Here is a 15,650-nt window from a genome sequence, read left to right on the forward strand (position 1 = left end):
GCGTTGCTAACGCAACGGTGAGTTAAAAAACGGGGAGCAGGTCAATTTGAGGATGTTACGATTCATCATGTTTTTGAACAGTCTCATAAATGGATGAGCGTTCAGTATATTGAAAGTTACATCTGAGGAGACAGTGTTAAATATATATCGAATTGTGTGAATGTTAACATAGTAAAAACCTATTATAGAAATAATAATAGGCTTTTGCTCGCTCTGTAATTCGGCCTGAATCTAGATAGAGTGAAAATTAGTTTCTAACCATTTGGGTTTTTACATACCCCATTTTTTTCAAAATAATATGTCACATTCTTCAACGTTAAGTTACCACCAGATTTCATTACTCCGCCTTCATCTGGGATGAAGTAATACCAACTCTTAACACCTGTCTTTGAATCACTTATTTCATACCATCCTGAAACTCTTGCACCATCTTCGGGTTTAAAATAATACCATTCATTAAATAAAAAACCCCATCCGGTCAGCATTTCACCGCGTAATAGTTTTTCTTTAGCGTGGTTTATTAACCCATCTTTTTCACATAAATAATATATATTGCCTTTGTCAGCTAACCAACTAGTGACCATTTCACCGGCCTTAAATGTTCTTGAGCTTAAGTGATTTGTTATATCAATTGGGCTATAATAATACCACCTACCATTATTATTATACCAACCACGCTTTATACTTTCATCAGCGTTGAAGTTACATGCCAAGATGAAAGACACATTACCAGATGTTTGCGCCTCCAGTTTATTAAGTAAGAAAAGTGTTTCTGCCTGTTCCGTTTTGGAAATTCTTCCCCCCCCAGTAATTTCATGAAATTTTCTAAACATTTTTGAGTTAACTTCATCCGTGTAACTTTTGTACGATTTGGCTACTTCTTCTGTTTTTCTAAAATAAGTTTCAAAATGCTCATCGCCAATTTCAAGTTTAGGGTTTGTTTTTCTATTAACTTCGATGAAATGAAGGAATAGTAAATGTGCTGTAGCAATATGGACGAATATTGGAAGCCTGGTTAATTCATGACCAGTCATTTTACACAAGTCAATTAATTTTATGAAATCAGAGTTATATATGTCTGCATGAGTAACATTCGCCTTTGCGATATCATTGTTTTGATCATCTTTATTGTGATTTTCATCTAGGTTTTTATTTACTGAATCTTCTAGAATTTTAAGTTGAGATTTTAGGGTTTTACTATTTTGCTCTATTATGGAAATGTTGTTATTTTCTATTTTCTCATCTACTAGCGTGCTGACCTTCGACATCAACTCTTGCATCATTGAATGATTTTCATTCCAGAACATTCCAACCAGCGAGGAAACAAAAATTCCGCCATATGGTATAAACCCAATGCTTAGTATTGTAAAACTTCTCACGGTATCGTTGAAGTTACCTTCATCTAGATCTTTTAATAGCGTGGGGGCAATTTTTTCAAATAAATTAACTGCATTTTTAAAAGCTTCTTGCTTTGCACTTTTTGAAGCAGATTTTTTATTTAAATCATTTACTATTGATTCAAACCGTTCTCTTTGAGCTTTAGAAGAAGATGCGTAAACCTCTACAGAGCTTGGGCTTGATGTGATATTTTTTATGGCATTGAGGTTTTGTTCAAAATCCATTAACTCTTCGTCTATATAAAATGAAAAACCTTGATTTTCATGCGTATACATCTTCGCCCTCTTCATTTAATTAGGTTTTAGCTCTTCTTAATAAGAAATTCATGTATAGTTCAGTAACTGAATTTTTGCAATCTAGGCATTGATTAGCTAACTAATTTACCACCCATTGTAAATTGTGAGCGACCTCATGAATCCCTGAATAACCTGACGCCGGAAGAATATCGGCTGATGGCTGAGAAACAGGAAATCTCAAAAAGTGCGTGGAACTAAAACGGGCATGCTTACACCTTCATCTCTCTGTCCGCAGTTCGCTCAAAGCCGACTGCCAGATAAGATTCTGTTCTATCGTAGAAACTGTCAGTTCAGGTCTAAGCTAATACAGCTCAACGTTATCATCGATAACGCCCCCGGATTTTCGCTTTGAATATAGCCATTCGTTTTTCCGCCTCCGAATGGCTGAGATAAACCGCTATGCCGTTTCTTAAACGTTCAAAGGCGGCATCTCCTCCTTTGAGACACCATCGGGCCACTCATCAGCAACAATAAGTCACATCAACCCCATTCCCACCAGACCCGTCGCGATCCCGCACAACACCACCAGCAATGCGGTCAGGCACAGTGCCTTGGCGGAGAAGACTTTGTTTAGCATCAGCAATGAAGGCAGGCTGACCGCCGGCAGGGTCATCAGCAGCGCCAGCGCCGGGCCGGTCCCCATGCCCGCCAGCATCATGGTCTGTACAATCGGGATTTCCGCTGCGGTGGGGATCACGAACAGGCAACCGGCGATCGCCAGGGCGATAATCCACAGCAGGCTATTGTCTATCGCCCCATCGGCGTGCGGGAACAGCCACACGCGTGCCGCGCCCAGCGCCAGCACCGCCACAATGTAAACGGGAATGGTCGCCCAAAACAGCGCCCACAGCGCCTTCAACCAACGACCGAGAAACGGCCGATCTTCGGTTTTCACCAGCGGCACCGCCGGCGGTTGCAGCGCGGCCGGCTGCGGATCCCTGGCTGTAACGCGCTGCACCAGCCAGGCGACGCCCAGCACCATAATCACCCCGGCCACCAGCCGAATAGCGGCAAACGGCCAGCCGAGCACAAAACCCATAAAAATCAACGTTGCCGGGTTCAATACCGGGTTGCTCAACCAGAACGCCATCGCCGCGCCGCTGGAGACCGACTGGCGCCGCAGCCCGGCGGCTACCGGTGCCGCACAGCAGGTACACATCATGCCCGGCAGCGCGATCGCCGCGCCCAGCAGGGTGCCGGAGAAACGCGGGTGGCCCAGGGTGCGCAGCAGCCAGTCGCGTGGGATCAGCACTTGCACCAGCGACCCCAGCAACACGCCGAGCACCGCCGCCTTCCACACCGCAGTGAAATACACCAGCGCATAGTGCCAGGCCGCCAGCCACGGGCTGCTGTCGGCATTGGCCAGAATCGATTTGCCGATGGAGTGAGTGTCCGCCGCCAAAAAGGCTTTGCCGTAATAAGGCTGCCATTTGACGTAGTAAAGGCCGATAGCCACCACCAGCAGGAACAGGATCGGTTTCCACAGCGGCCAGGCGCGGGAAGTATTTTCAGGAGCGGTCAAGGGTTGCGGCATAGGGTTGGCTCAGGTCAATGCATCAATAACGCTAGCTTAGCGCGCCACCGGCCCCTGTGCATCATCGGCCTGTCCAAAATAGTTCATCTGTTCGCCACCGGCACGTAACGCGATTGTCATCTGGCGGCGGCAACATAATGCCAACTTGAAAGCCACAGGGCATACCCGTCGCCTTTCAAGCCGTAGCGTTGTTAGCTGCAATTTGAAAGTCATAGGGTAAGCACCAGTACTGTAAGAAATCCTGATAAATCATAAAGTTTAATGGGTATCCGGCACGCCGAGGTTTTTATTATGATGGACTTATCTAGACATCCGACCAGCTTCCCCACCCGTTACCAGCAGATCGCCGCGCAGCTGGAACAAGAGTTACGCACCCAATACCGCTGTGGCGACTATCTGCCTTCCGAGCAACAGTTGGCGGATCGCTACCAGGTCAATCGCCATACCCTGCGCCGCGCAGTGGATCAACTGGTGGATCGCGGCTGGCTGCAACGCCGGCACGGCATCGGCATATTGGTGCTGATGCGCCCCTATGACTACCCGCTGCATGCCAATACCCGCTTCAGCCAGAACCTGTTCGAGCAGGGCAGCCACCCCACCAGTGAGCGCTTACTCGCTGTATTACGCCCGTGCAATGGGCATATCGCCAGCGCACTGTCGCGGGAAGAAGGCGAAACGGTGATCCACCTGCGCACCCTGCGCCGGGTCAATGGCGTGCCGATGAGCGTGATCGACCATTATCTGCCCGATCTGGACTGGTGGCCGGCCCTGCAACAGTTCCACAACGGCTCGCTGCACGAATTTATCGAACAGCATATTCACCAGCCACTGACCCGCAGCCAGACGCGTATCAGCGCCCGCCGGGCCCAGGCCAAAGAGAGCCGGCTGCTGGAGATCGCCACCCACGCGCCGCTGCTGTGCGTGCGCACCCTGAACGTCTGCACCGGCAGCGCCAACGTGGCGGAATACTCCGTCAGCCTGGCGCGCGCCGACATGATTGAACTGACGATGGAGCACTAAATGCAAGCCTTACAGCCTAGACAACGCTGGATGTCGGTACTGGCGCACAGCCAGCCGGCCCAGCTGCGCAGCCACTGGCAGGCGCTGAACCTCAGCCCGCGCTACCGAAGCATTCGCGCGCCGGAGATTGGCCTGGCGCAACTGCAAGGGCGCATGGGCGCCACCGGCCGCCGCTTTGTGCTGGGCGACATGACCGTGACCCGTGCGGTGGTACAGCTGGAAAACGGCGGCTATGGCTACAGCTATATCGCCGGGCGCGACAAGGCGCATGCCGAGCTCTGCGCGTTGGCGGACGCCCTGCTGCAACAGCCTGATCAGGCCGAATTGCTGCAACAGCAGTTGATTGAACCGCTGGCCGCGCTGCTGCACGAACAACGCCAGTTGCGCGCCCGCTCGGTCGCCTCCAGCCGGGTCGACTTCTTTACGCTGGTGCGGGGGGATTAACCGATGAGCCTGTTAACCGGATTTGAACAGCCGATAGAACAATCGCAGCACGCTTTCCGCTTGATCCTCAAGGCATTAAGCGAACCGGGTCATACCGTCACGCTGCAAGGTGGCCCGGCCTGGGGCGCACTGAACGCGGCCAGCACCGCCGCGTTGCTGACGCTGGCGGATCAGGAAACCCCGATCCAGCTGTGTGAAGCCTTTAAAAGTGAGCAAGTGCTAACAAACATTCGCTTCCACAGCGGTGCGCCATTGGCAGCCCAGCCTGAAGAAGTGTGTTTTGCCCTGTTCGATACGCAGTTGCAGACCGCCGATTTGCTGGCGCTGCCACACGGCAGCGAAATCTCGCCGGAATTCGGCGCCACGGTCATCGTGCAACTCAATGGGCTGGAACAAGGCACCCCGCTGCGGCTGACCGGCCCTGGCATCGAACATCAACGAATTATTTCACCGCAGTTGCCGCCGGCGCTGCTGGATTTTCTCATTAACCGCCCGCTGCGCTTTCCGCTGGGGCTGGATATTTTGCTGACCTGTGGCGATCGCCTGCTGGCGCTGCCGCGGACCACCCGCGTGGAGGTGTGCTGATGTACGTAGCCGTTAAAGGGGGCGAAAAAGCCATTGAGGCCGCCCATCAGTTACAGGAACAGCTGCGGCGCGGCGACGACAGCGTGCCGGCACTCGGCATCCGGCAGATTGAACAACAGCTGGGGCTGGCGGTGGATCGGGTGATGACCGAAGGCGGTATTTACGATCCCGAACTGGCCGCGCTGGCCATCAAGCAGGCGAGCGGCGATCTGGTCGAGGCGATTTTCCTGCTGCGCGCCTACCGCACCACCTTGCCGCGTCTGGCGGTCAGCGAACCGCTGGCAACCGAAAACATGCGGCTGGAACGCCGTATCTCGGCGGTTTACAAGGATTTGCCCGGCGGGCAGGTGCTGGGCCCAACCTACGATTACACCCACCGGCTGTTGGATTTTGCCCTGTTGGCGGAAGGTGAAGCACCGCGCGCGCCGCAGGCCGACGAACCCCTGCCGGAAAATTGCGCCCACGTGTTTGATTTGCTCAGCCAACAACAATTGGCGCTGGCGGAACGCGACGACGGCAGCGTGCCGGACGACATCACCCGCAACCCGCCGGTTTACCCTTGTTCACGCTCGGCGCGGCTGCAACAGCTGGTGCGCGGTGACGAAGGTTTCCTGCTGGCGCTGAGCTACTCCACCCAGCGCGGTTACGGCCGCACCCACCCGTTCGCCGGCGAGATCCGTACCGGTTACGTTTCGCTGGAGATTGTGCCTGAAGAGCTGGGTTTCGCGGTAGATATCGGCGAAATCCTGCTGACCGAATGCGAAATGGTCAACGGTTTTGTCGACCCGGAAGACCGGCCGCCGCACTTCACCCGCGGTTATGGCCTGGTGTTTGGCCGCGCCGAGCGTAAAGCGATGAGCATGGCGCTGGTGGACCGCGCACTGCAAAGCCCCGAGTACCAGGAAGGCGTCGCCAGCCCAGCACAGGACGAAGAGTTCGTGCTGGCCCATGCCGACAACGTGGAAGCCGCCGGCTTCGTTTCCCACCTCAAACTGCCGCACTACGTTGACTTCCAGGCCGAACTGGAGCTGCTCAAGCGCCTGCGACAGGAGTTCAGCGAGCGTCAGGAGGCCCGCAATGAGTGAAGTATTGACCGGCTATAACCTTGGCTATCTCGACGAGCAAACCAAACGCATGATCCGTCGCGCCATCCTCAAAGCCGTGGCGATCCCCGGTTATCAGGTGCCGTTCGGCGGCCGCGAGATGCCGATGCCTTACGGCTGGGGCACCGGCGGCATTCAGCTGACCGCCAGCGTGATTGGCCGCGCCGACGTGCTGAAGGTGATCGACCAGGGCGCCGACGACACCACCAACGCGGTGTCCATTCGCCGCTTCTTCCAGCGCGTTGCCGGGGTAGCCACCACCGAACGCACGCCGGAAGCGACGCTGATCCAGACCCGGCACCGCATTCCGGAAACGGCACTGCACGAAGACCAGATCCTGATTTATCAGGTGCCGATCCCGGAGCCGCTGCGCTTTATTGAACCGCGTGAAACCGAGACCCGCAAAATGCACGCGCTGGAAGAGTACGGCGTGATGCAGGTGAAGTTGTACGAGGACATTGCACGCTACGGCCATATCGCCACCACCTACGCCTATCCGGTGAAGGTCAACGATCGTTACGTGATGGACCCTTCGCCGATCCCGAAATTCGATAACCCGAAAATGCACATGATGCCGGCGCTGCAGCTGTTTGGCGCCGGGCGCGAGAAGCGCATCTACGCCCTGCCGCCGTTCACCAAGGTGGAAAGCCTGGACTTCGACGACCATCCGTTCAGCGTGCAAAAGTGGGATGAGCCCTGCGCGCTGTGCGGCTCGCGCCACAGCTATCTGGATGAGGTGGTGCTCGACGACCAGGGCAACCGCATGTTCGTCTGCTCTGACACCGACTACTGCCGGCAGCAGCTGGCGCAACCTTCGCAAGAGGCGCAGCACTGATGATTTCCCACCCCCTGAGCACCACGCCGCTGTTGTCGGTGGCCAACCTCACCCATTTGTACGCGCCGGGCAAAGGTTTTAGCGATGTCTCTTTCGATATCTACCCCGGTGAAGTGCTGGGCATCGTCGGCGAATCCGGTTCCGGTAAAACCACGTTGCTGAAATCCATCTCCGCACGGCTGGCGCCGCAGCACGGGCAGATCCTCTATCGCCCGCAGGCCGGGCAACAGCACGACCTGTACGCGATGGCGGAGAGCGATCGCCGCCGCCTGCTGCGCACCGACTGGGGCGTAGTACATCAGCACCCGCTCGACGGGCTGCGGCCCAAGGTGTCCGCCGGCGGCAACATCGGCGAACGGCTGATGGCCATCGGCCAGCGTCACTACGGCGACATCCGCCGGCAGGCTGCCCAGTGGCTGGAGGACGTGGAGATCCCGGTATCGCGCCTTGACGATCTGCCGACCACCTTCTCCGGCGGCATGCAGCAACGGCTGCAGATCGCCCGCAATCTGGTGACCCACCCGAAACTGGTGTTTATGGACGAGCCGACCGGCGGGCTGGACGTCTCGGTGCAAGCGCGATTGCTCGATCTGCTGCGCAATCTGGTGGTGGAAATGCAGTTGGCGGCAGTGATCGTCACCCACGATCTGGGCGTGGCGCGCCTGCTGGCGCACCGGCTGCTGGTGATGAAAGAGGGCCAGGTGGTGGAAAGCGGCCTGACCGACCGGGTGCTGGACGATCCGCACCATCCTTATACCCAGCTGCTGGTTTCTTCAGTGCTGTCGTAATACGAGGGGATAACAATGACGATTCAAATCCGGGTTGAACACCTGAGCAAAACCTTCGTGCTCCACCAGCAGCACGGCACGCGCCTGCCGGTGTTGCACGACGCCAACATGACGGTCGGCAGCGGCGAATGCGTGGTGCTGCATGGCCACTCCGGCAGCGGTAAATCCACCCTGCTGCGCTCGCTGTACGCCAACTACCTGCCCGACAGCGGCCATATCTGGGTCAATCATCAGGGCGAATGGCTGGACATGGTGCAGGCCGAAGCGCGCCAGATCCTGGCGGTCCGTCGCCACACCCTCGGCTGGGTCAGCCAGTTTCTGCGGGTGATCCCGCGTATCAGCGCGCTGGACGTGGTGATGCAACCGCTGTTGGAGCAGGGCGTCGACCGTGCCGAATGCCGCGAGCGCGCCGAGACGCTGCTCAACCAGCTCAACGTGCCGCAGCGCCTGTGGCAGTTGGCACCCTCTACGTTCTCCGGCGGTGAACAGCAGCGGGTGAATATCGCGCGCGGCTTCATTGTCGACTACCCGATTTTGCTGCTCGACGAACCGACCGCCTCGCTCGACAGCCGCAACAGCGCGGCGGTGGTCGGCCTGATAGAACAGGCCAAGCAACGCGGCGCAGCGATCGTCGGCATTTTCCATGACGAAGGCGTTCGCCAACAGGTCGCAGACCGGTTATACGACATGCAAGCGCCCCAGGCGCTGGAGATCTTCTGATGATCATCAATAACGTGAAACTGGTGCTGGCAGACCAGATTGTCGAGGGTTCGCTGGAGATTAACGACGGCGTGATCCGCAGCTTCGCCGATACGCCGAGCCAGCTGCCGCAGGCGCTGAACGGTGAAGGCGGCTGGCTGCTGCCGGGGCTGATTGAGCTGCACACCGACAATCTGGACAAGTTTTTCACCCCGCGCCCGAACGTCGACTGGCCGGCGCATTCGGCGATGAGCAGCCATGATGCGCTGATGGTCGCCAACGGCATCACCACCGTGCTGGACGCGGTGGCGATCGGTGACGTGCGCGACGGCGGCCACCGGCTGGAGAACCTGCAAAAAATGATCGACGCGGTGATCCACAGCCAGCGCGCCGGGGTCAACCGCGCCGAGCATCGGCTGCACCTGCGCTGCGAGCTGCCGAACGAGAGCACCCTGCCGCTGTTCGAGCAGTTGATGGATAAACCGGGGGTATCGCTGGTGTCGCTGATGGACCACTCTCCGGGCCAGCGCCAGTTCGCCTCGCGTGAAAAATACCGTGAGTATTATCAGGGTAAATATCATCTCAATGACCAACAGATGAGCGAGTACGAAGAGCAGCAGATCGGGCTTTCCGCCCGCTGGGCCACGCCGAACCGCGAGGCGATCGCCGCCCACTGCCGGGCGCGCAAGATTTCTCTCGCCAGCCACGACGACGCCACCGCCGAGCACGTGGCCGAGTCCTGCGCACTGGGCAGCGCGATTGCGGAGTTCCCGACCACCGAGGACGCCGCCCGCGCCTCGCACCGGCAGGGGTTGCAGGTGCTGATGGGCGCACCGAACATCGTGCGCGGCGGCTCCCATTCCGGCAACGTGGCGGCGCACCATCTGGCGGCGCTGGGTGTGTTGGATATTCTGTCTTCCGACTATTACCCGGCCAGCCTGCTGGATGCGGCATTCCGCATTGCGGCCGACGAACGTAACGGCTACGGCCTGCCGCAGGCGGTGCAGATGATCACCAGCAACCCGGCGAAGGCGCTGGATCTGCACGATCGCGGCTCCATCGCCGAGGGGCTGCGGGCGGATCTGGTGTTGGCGCGGCCGCACGGCGAGCACATCTACGTGCAGAACGTCTGGCGCCAGGGTAAGCAGGTGTTCTGATGGCGCAGCTTATCTATTTGATGGGGCCGTCCGGCTCCGGCAAAGACAGCCTGCTTGCGCAGCTTAGGGCCGATGCCGACAGTGCGCCGCTGGTGGCGCACCGTTATATCACCCGGCCGGCGGATGCCGGCTGCGAAAACCATATTGCGCTCAGCGAACCTGAGTTTCTGCGCCGCCGCGCCAAGGGGTTGTTCGCTCTCGACTGGCAGGCGCACCAGCACCATTACGCGTTTGGGATCGAGGTAGATCTTTGGCTGTTGCAAGGGATCGACGTGGTGGTCAACGGTTCGCGCGCCCACCTGCCGCAGGCGCAGCAGCGCTACGGTGCGCAGCTGTTGCCGGTCTGCCTGCAGGTCAACAGCGAGGTTCTGCGCCAACGCCTGCAAAACCGCGGGCGTGAAGACGCCGCGCAAATCGAACAACGGCTGGCGCGGGCGGCAGAATACCAGCAAAGACTGCCCGCCGGTTGCCGCCTGCTGGCGAACGATGGCGATCTGCAAGACACCCTGACGGCGCTGCTGGCGCTGTTACCGGCTTCAACCAAACACCCCCAGGACGCCACACAATGAACGATTTTGCACAACCGAGAATCGGCGACAACGTGATCCTTAACCGCACCCGGATCGGTCGGTACGTGCATCTGGCCGACGATGCGATCCTCGAAGAAGTGGAAATGGGCGACTATTCCTATACCGCCGGGCACAACCAGATTTTTTACGCCACCCTCGGCAAGTTTGTGTCGATCGCCTCTTACGCGCGCATCAATCCCGGCAACCACCCGACCTACCAGCGCATCGCCCAGCACCACTTCACCTACCGCGCTTCCGAATACGGTCTGGGGGACGATGACGAGGCCTTCTTCGACTGGCGGCGCGAGCACCACGTTACCGTCGGCCACGACGTGTGGATCGGCCATAACGCCATCCTGATGCCTGGCGTGAGCGTCGGCAACGGCGCGGTGATCGGCAGCGCGGCGGTGGTGACCAAAAACGTCGAGCCTTATGCGATCGTCGCCGGGGTGGCGGCTAAAAAGATCGGCATGCGCTTTGACGATGCCTTGATAGAACGCATTGAACGCAGCCAGTGGTGGCACTGGGATCATCAGACATTGCAGGAACGACTGGCGGATTTCCGTGATATCAACGCCTTTGCGGAGAAGTATCTTTAAAACCCTTATTAATCTTACCCAATGAATTTCGCGTTGCAGCCAGGCGGCAAATGCGTGAATCCTCAGGAGCTTACTCAAGTAAGTGACTGAGGTGCGCGTATGTAGCCAACAACGCTACGGCGTGAAAGGCGAAGGGTAAAGGAGCAACTCATGCAATTGACGTTTCTCGGCACCGGCGGCGCCCAGCAGATCCCGGTTTTCGGTTGTGATTGCCTGGTGTGCCAGCGGGCGCGGCGCGAACCGGCATTCCGGCGGCGGCCATGCAGTGCGATGCTCAAATTTCAGGGGGAAACGACCTTGCTGGATGCGGGATTGCCGTCGCTGGAACGGCGCTTTTCGGCGGGGGAAATTCAACGTTTTTTACTGACACATTACCACATGGATCATGTTCAGGGGCTATTTCCTTTGCGCTGGGGGTGCGGAAATTTCATTCCGGTGTACGGCCCGGCGGATGATCAAGGCTGCGACGATCTGTTTAAACACCCCGGTATTCTGGCGTTTCAACCGCCGTTAACTCCCTTCGAAAGGATTGAATTGGGCGGGCTGCATATCACCCCGCTGCCGTTGCAACATTCCAAACCGACGTTGGGTTATTTGGTCCAGACAGAAGGCTACGCGCTGGCCTATCTGACCGATACCGTCGGCCTGCCGCCGGACACCGAGGCTTTCCTGCGCAAAATAACGCTGGATCTGCTGGTGCTCGATTGCAGCCTGCCGCCACAACCCCAGGCGCCGCGCAATCATAACGATCTGACCCGCGCTCAGGAAACACAACAACGTTTGCAGCCCGGCCGCACGCTGCTGACGCATATCAGCCATCATCTCGATTTATGGCTGATGGACAACGAACTGCCGCCGGGCCTGGAACTGGCTTTCGATAATCTCAGTGTACGTTGCCATAGCGATGCAGTTGGTCGGACTCCAGCACCCTAACGCCGCTGCCGGGGCTGAACGCCTGCTCCAGCAGGGTTTGCGCCACGTCCTTGGCCGCAACCGAGCGCCACTTGCCCGGCAGCAGTTTGAACAACGGTGCGGTGAGGTGCTCCAGTAAACGCGGCGATGGGCGATCCCCGAGCAACATCGATGGTCGCACCAGCGTCAGGCGTGGCCAGTTCTGCTCACGCAGTGCCTGCTCCATTTCGCCTTTGGTGCGGTTATAGAGGAATGATGAACGCGGGTTAGCCCCCACCGCGCTGACGACCAGACAATGCTGCGCCCCCAGCCGCCGCCCGGTCAGAGCGCTTTCGACGACTAACTGATAATCGACATAGCGGAAATTGGCATCGCTGCCGGCCACTTTACGGGTAGTGCCCAAGCAACAGAAAATAATATCGACTGGCTGCTGCAGACCGCTCAGCAACGCGAACAGATCCTCGCCCACCGGGTTATCTGTTTTTTCGTTTGGGGGCAGCGGTTGGCGCGTCGGTGCCACAATCGCCGTCACCTGCGGATCGCCTTGCAACAGTTGCAACAGCTCGCTGCCCACCAGCCCGGTGGCCCCTACGATTAATATCCGTGCCATAGACTCTCCCGCCGATTGATGACTCTGAAAAGTATAGTTTGTTGCACTCAGGCCCGCGTCCAATGCAGCTTTTTACCAAATCCCAGGGTATTGTCGGTCATCTTCACTTCCTGCAAATTCAGCTGCCACACCGGCGCTTTCATCACTTTGGCAATCGGGAAACGCTTGCAGTAACGGGCGCGCGCCTGTGCCTCTTCATCGCCGCTCAGCATCACCGCTTCTGCACGATACTGCACGCCGCGGATCAGCGCGATGGTCTTTGGCTTTGGCGCAATAGTGCCTACCACACTGGCATTTTGCAGCATCAGCTCGCCGTGGCGAGTGTGGGTTTCGGTCATCAACCACAGCGCCATCTGCTCGGCGTCAAACACGTAAAAACAGTTGGCGCACCACATGTCCATACCGTTGCCGGCGCACAGCGTCAGCACATGTTGCTTGCCGAGGAAATGGCGGATGTGTTCCAGATCGTCTGACTGGTGCATTGAGATCTCTCTGTCGACGGGTTCAGCGGATAATAAATGATATGGTAATGTAATCTGCCCGTCACAACATAACCCGACTTATAAATGACTGATAATTTCTGGTACCTCTATATGCTGCGTTTGCCGAACGGCATGCTGTATACCGGCATCACTACCGACGTAGTACGGCGGCTGACGCAGCACCAGGCGGGCAAAGGTGCCAAGGCGTTGCGGGGAAAGGGGGAACTGACTCTGGCGTTTCACTGCCGGGTGGGGGATCGCTCAACGGCGTTGAAGCTGGAATATCGGGTGAAGCAGCTGAGCAAAATACAAAAAGAGCGGCTGGTGAGTCACCCGCCGCTTTCGTTGGATTATTTACTGCCGAACGCTGAGGTTAAAACCGGTTAAACGGCTCGGAGTATTCGACCGCCCCGCTGATGTCGTTCAGGGCGTCTTCCGCCAGCGGATAAACCTGGAACGCGGCTTCGGCACCCGGCCAGCGGCAACGCAGGCCATAGGCAGCGGCCGGTTTAAAGCCGAAACGGCCGTAGTAAGCCGGATCGCCCAGCACCACCACTGCCGCGTAACTGAACTCGTTCAGGGAATCCAGCCCTTCGTAAATCAGCTTTTCGCCCAGCCCCTGGCGACGCAGGCTTTCATCCACCGCCAGCGGTGCCAGACCGACCCACTGCCGGTCTTCTCCGGCAACATCGACCGGGCTGAAGGCGGCATACCCCACCACGCCGCCTTCGTCGTCGGTGGCGACAATGCCCAGGGTCAACAGGCCGTCTTCGCGCAGTTGCTGCACCAGATCGGCCTCGTCATCTCGCCCAAAGGCGCGGCGCAGCAAGGCATCAATCCCCGCCGCATCTACCGGAATTTCTACGCGGATCAGCATGCTACCGGCACACGGGAAGTCTGCGCCGTGCCCTCCTGCAATCCTGCTTCCACAAACTCGGCCAGTTGCAGCAGGCCAATGCGCAACGGCGCAGGCATGGCTTCCAGCTCGATGGCGTCCATCAGATTTTTTACATACAGGCCCAATTCGGTGTCCCCTTCAATCTGCAGCCGACGCTGAAAGAACAGCGTATCGGGATCTTGCTTGCGCGCAGCGATCAGAATCAGATCGTTGGCGTCGCCGCTGAAGCTGACATCAGCTTCGGCGTGGTGGCTGACAACCAGTTTGTCGTTTTCTACCGTCATAAACCAGTGTAGCGCCAGATCGCGAACTTCGATCTTTAACCAGCGCGATTCGAGAAAAGCCAAATCGCCATCCGCCAACGCCTGGCGGAATTGCCAGCCCAACACCTGTTCCAGAAGCTGCCGTTGCAAGGCAAACGGCGTGAATTTTAGCGGTACGCGCAGCAGCGACGGCCCTTGGCGCACAATGCGTGCTCGTAGTTGTTCCAACACTGTCGTTCACTCCTTTCAACACAGACTAGCGCTATTTTGCCACATCGGCGCGCGCCTGAAGCGGTCTATATCAACAAATAGTGCATTTCGCCGCCAGCTTTATCAATACGCCAGAAGCTGCCTCAAATCAAAACCTGTTCGCCCTGCTTTCACTAAAATTGCTTCCCCTATGGGCGCTCGCCGGTTGAATACCGCCGCGACAGCCCTTGTTAACCAGGATAAATCTATGGAGCTGCTTTGTCCCGCCGGTAACCTTCCGGCCTTGAAAGCCGCGGTGGATAACGGCGCAGACGCCGTGTACATCGGCCTGAAAGACGATACCAACGCGCGCCACTTTGCCGGCCTCAACTTCACCGAGAAAAAGCTGCAGGAAGCGGTCGAGTACGTGCATCGGCACCGCCGCAAACTGCATATCGCCATCAACACCTTCGCCCACCCGGACGGCTATGGCCGCTGGCAACGAGCGGTGGACATGGCAGCGCAACTGGGTGCGGACGTACTGATCCTGGCCGATTTGGCGATGCTGGAATACGCCGCCGAACGTTACCCGCAGCTGGAACGCCATGTCTCGGTACAAGCTTCCGCCACCAACGAAGAGGCGATCCGCTTTTATCAACGCCATTTCGACGTCAGCCGTGTCGTGCTGCCGCGCGTGCTGTCGATGCATCAGGTCAAACAGCTGGCGCGCACCAGCCCGGTGCCGCTGGAAGTGTTCGCTTTCGGTAGCCTGTGCATCATGGCCGAAGGGCGCTGCTACCTCTCTTCCTACCTGACCGGCGAATCGCCGAATACCGTCGGCGCCTGCTCCCCGGCGCGCTTCGTGCGCTGGCAGCAAACCGCACAGGGCATGGAATCGCGCCTGAACGACGTGCTGATCGACCGTTATCGGGACGATGAAAACGCCAGTTATCCGACGTTGTGCAAAGGGCGTTATCGAGTGGACGACGTGCGTTATCACGCGCTGGAAGAACCCACCAGCCTGAACACGCTGGAGCTGTTGCCGGAATTGCTGGCCGCCAATATCGCTTCGGTGAAGATTGAAGGACGCCAGCGCAGCCCGGCGTATGTCAGCCAGGTGGCGCGCATCTGGCGCCAGGCGATAGATCGCTGCCAGGCCGACCCAGCCACCTATCAGACCGAAGCAGGCTGGATGGAAGCACTCGGCGCGATGTCCGAAGGCACGCAAACCACGCTCGGCGCCTATCACCGCAAATGGCAGTAGCAGGA

Annotated in this window: 19 protein-coding genes and 1 pseudogene; 14 read left to right on the forward strand and 6 right to left on the reverse strand. The window is 57.6% G+C overall.

The window, feature by feature from the left end; genetic code table 11:
• Positions 1-254 precede the first annotated feature (254 nt).
• The gene (locus tag QZQ97_RS15440; RefSeq protein WP_311994186.1) at positions 255-1,673 is read right to left on the reverse strand and encodes an insecticidal delta-endotoxin Cry8Ea1 family protein; all 1,419 of its coding nucleotides are present in this window, start codon (positions 1,671-1,673) and stop codon (positions 255-257) included.
• A gap of 120 nt (positions 1,674-1,793) precedes the next feature.
• On the opposite strand from QZQ97_RS15440, the pseudogene QZQ97_RS15445 reads away from it, so the two are divergent.
• Positions 1,794-1,892, forward strand: a pseudogene (locus QZQ97_RS15445) (integrase); the annotation flags it as partial.
• Between the two features lie 277 nt (positions 1,893-2,169).
• Here QZQ97_RS15445 and QZQ97_RS15450 read toward each other — a convergent pair.
• Entirely contained in the window at positions 2,170-3,228 is a 1,059-nt protein-coding gene (locus QZQ97_RS15450) for a permease (protein WP_311994187.1), read from the reverse strand.
• 294 nt (positions 3,229-3,522) lie between these two features.
• Here QZQ97_RS15450 and phnF point away from each other — a divergent pair, with 294 nt between their 5' ends.
• From phnF to phnP, 11 genes are all read left to right on the forward strand, one after another.
• Positions 3,523-4,248: a phosphonate metabolism transcriptional regulator PhnF gene (gene phnF / locus QZQ97_RS15455; RefSeq protein ID WP_311994279.1), complete on the forward strand. Its 726-nt coding sequence runs from the start codon at positions 3,523-3,525 to the stop codon at positions 4,246-4,248.
• Positions 4,249-4,692 (forward strand): phosphonate C-P lyase system protein PhnG, encoded by a 444-nt coding sequence (gene phnG, locus QZQ97_RS15460; protein WP_311994188.1) that lies wholly within the window; start codon positions 4,249-4,251, stop codon positions 4,690-4,692.
• Positions 4,693-4,695: 3 nt separating this feature from the next.
• The gene (gene phnH, locus QZQ97_RS15465; protein ID WP_311994189.1) at positions 4,696-5,277 is read left to right on the forward strand and encodes a phosphonate C-P lyase system protein PhnH; all 582 of its coding nucleotides are present in this window, start codon (positions 4,696-4,698) and stop codon (positions 5,275-5,277) included.
• A complete protein-coding gene (locus QZQ97_RS15470; protein ID WP_062791095.1) occupies positions 5,277-6,362 on the forward strand; it encodes a carbon-phosphorus lyase complex subunit PhnI in 1,086 nt (361 codons plus the stop codon). Before phnH ends, QZQ97_RS15470 begins: the two co-directional genes overlap by 1 nt.
• A complete protein-coding gene (locus QZQ97_RS15475; RefSeq protein WP_004952938.1) occupies positions 6,355-7,215 on the forward strand; it encodes an alpha-D-ribose 1-methylphosphonate 5-phosphate C-P-lyase PhnJ in 861 nt (286 codons plus the stop codon). The genes QZQ97_RS15470 and QZQ97_RS15475 overlap by 8 nt, the downstream gene beginning before the upstream one ends.
• The gene (phnK, locus tag QZQ97_RS15480) at positions 7,215-8,003 is read left to right on the forward strand and encodes a phosphonate C-P lyase system protein PhnK (protein WP_311994190.1); all 789 of its coding nucleotides are present in this window, start codon (positions 7,215-7,217) and stop codon (positions 8,001-8,003) included. The genes QZQ97_RS15475 and phnK overlap by 1 nt, the downstream gene beginning before the upstream one ends.
• 15 nt (positions 8,004-8,018) lie before the next feature.
• The gene (gene phnL, locus QZQ97_RS15485; protein WP_311994191.1) at positions 8,019-8,723 is read left to right on the forward strand and encodes a phosphonate C-P lyase system protein PhnL; all 705 of its coding nucleotides are present in this window, start codon (positions 8,019-8,021) and stop codon (positions 8,721-8,723) included.
• Positions 8,723-9,859, forward strand: a complete 1,137-nt coding sequence (phnM, locus tag QZQ97_RS15490) for an alpha-D-ribose 1-methylphosphonate 5-triphosphate diphosphatase (protein WP_311994192.1) — start codon at positions 8,723-8,725, stop codon at positions 9,857-9,859. The genes phnL and phnM overlap by 1 nt, the downstream gene beginning before the upstream one ends.
• A complete protein-coding gene (gene phnN / locus QZQ97_RS15495) occupies positions 9,859-10,428 on the forward strand; it encodes a ribose 1,5-bisphosphokinase (protein WP_311994193.1) in 570 nt (189 codons plus the stop codon). Before phnM ends, phnN begins: the two co-directional genes overlap by 1 nt.
• Positions 10,425-11,027: a DapH/DapD/GlmU-related protein gene (locus tag QZQ97_RS15500; RefSeq protein WP_311994194.1), complete on the forward strand. Its 603-nt coding sequence runs from the start codon at positions 10,425-10,427 to the stop codon at positions 11,025-11,027. Before phnN ends, QZQ97_RS15500 begins: the two co-directional genes overlap by 4 nt.
• 150 nt (positions 11,028-11,177) lie before the next feature.
• Positions 11,178-11,960, forward strand: coding sequence for a phosphonate metabolism protein PhnP (gene phnP, locus QZQ97_RS15505; RefSeq protein WP_311994195.1), 783 nt, complete (start codon positions 11,178-11,180; stop codon positions 11,958-11,960).
• Here phnP and QZQ97_RS15510 read toward each other — a convergent pair.
• Positions 11,911-12,549 (reverse strand): NAD(P)H-binding protein, encoded by a 639-nt coding sequence (locus QZQ97_RS15510; RefSeq protein ID WP_311994196.1) that lies wholly within the window; start codon positions 12,547-12,549, stop codon positions 11,911-11,913. The two genes, phnP and QZQ97_RS15510, sit on opposite strands and share 50 nt — an antisense overlap.
• A gap of 47 nt (positions 12,550-12,596) precedes the next feature.
• Positions 12,597-13,031, reverse strand: coding sequence for a YhbP family protein (locus tag QZQ97_RS15515; RefSeq protein WP_311994197.1), 435 nt, complete (start codon positions 13,029-13,031; stop codon positions 12,597-12,599).
• 84 nt (positions 13,032-13,115) lie between these two features.
• On the opposite strand from QZQ97_RS15515, the gene QZQ97_RS15520 reads away from it, so the two are divergent.
• Positions 13,116-13,418, forward strand: a complete 303-nt coding sequence (locus QZQ97_RS15520; RefSeq protein ID WP_311994198.1) for a GIY-YIG nuclease family protein — start codon at positions 13,116-13,118, stop codon at positions 13,416-13,418.
• Here QZQ97_RS15520 and QZQ97_RS15525 read toward each other — a convergent pair.
• Complete coding sequence (locus tag QZQ97_RS15525; RefSeq protein WP_311994199.1) at positions 13,405-13,908, reverse strand: GNAT family N-acetyltransferase; 504 nt, start codon at positions 13,906-13,908, stop codon at positions 13,405-13,407. The two genes, QZQ97_RS15520 and QZQ97_RS15525, sit on opposite strands and share 14 nt — an antisense overlap.
• Entirely contained in the window at positions 13,902-14,423 is a 522-nt protein-coding gene (gene ubiT, locus QZQ97_RS15530; RefSeq protein ID WP_062791109.1) for a ubiquinone anaerobic biosynthesis accessory factor UbiT, read from the reverse strand. The genes QZQ97_RS15525 and ubiT overlap by 7 nt, the downstream gene beginning before the upstream one ends.
• A gap of 226 nt (positions 14,424-14,649) precedes the next feature.
• Between ubiT and ubiU the strand changes: the two genes are divergently transcribed.
• Complete coding sequence (gene ubiU / locus QZQ97_RS15535; protein WP_311994200.1) at positions 14,650-15,645, forward strand: ubiquinone anaerobic biosynthesis protein UbiU; 996 nt, start codon at positions 14,650-14,652, stop codon at positions 15,643-15,645.
• Positions 15,646-15,650: the final 5 nt, after the last annotated feature.

This window comes from Serratia sp. root2 (assembly GCF_031931805.1).
Classification (GTDB): Bacteria; Pseudomonadota; Gammaproteobacteria; order Enterobacterales; family Enterobacteriaceae; genus Serratia; species Serratia inhibens.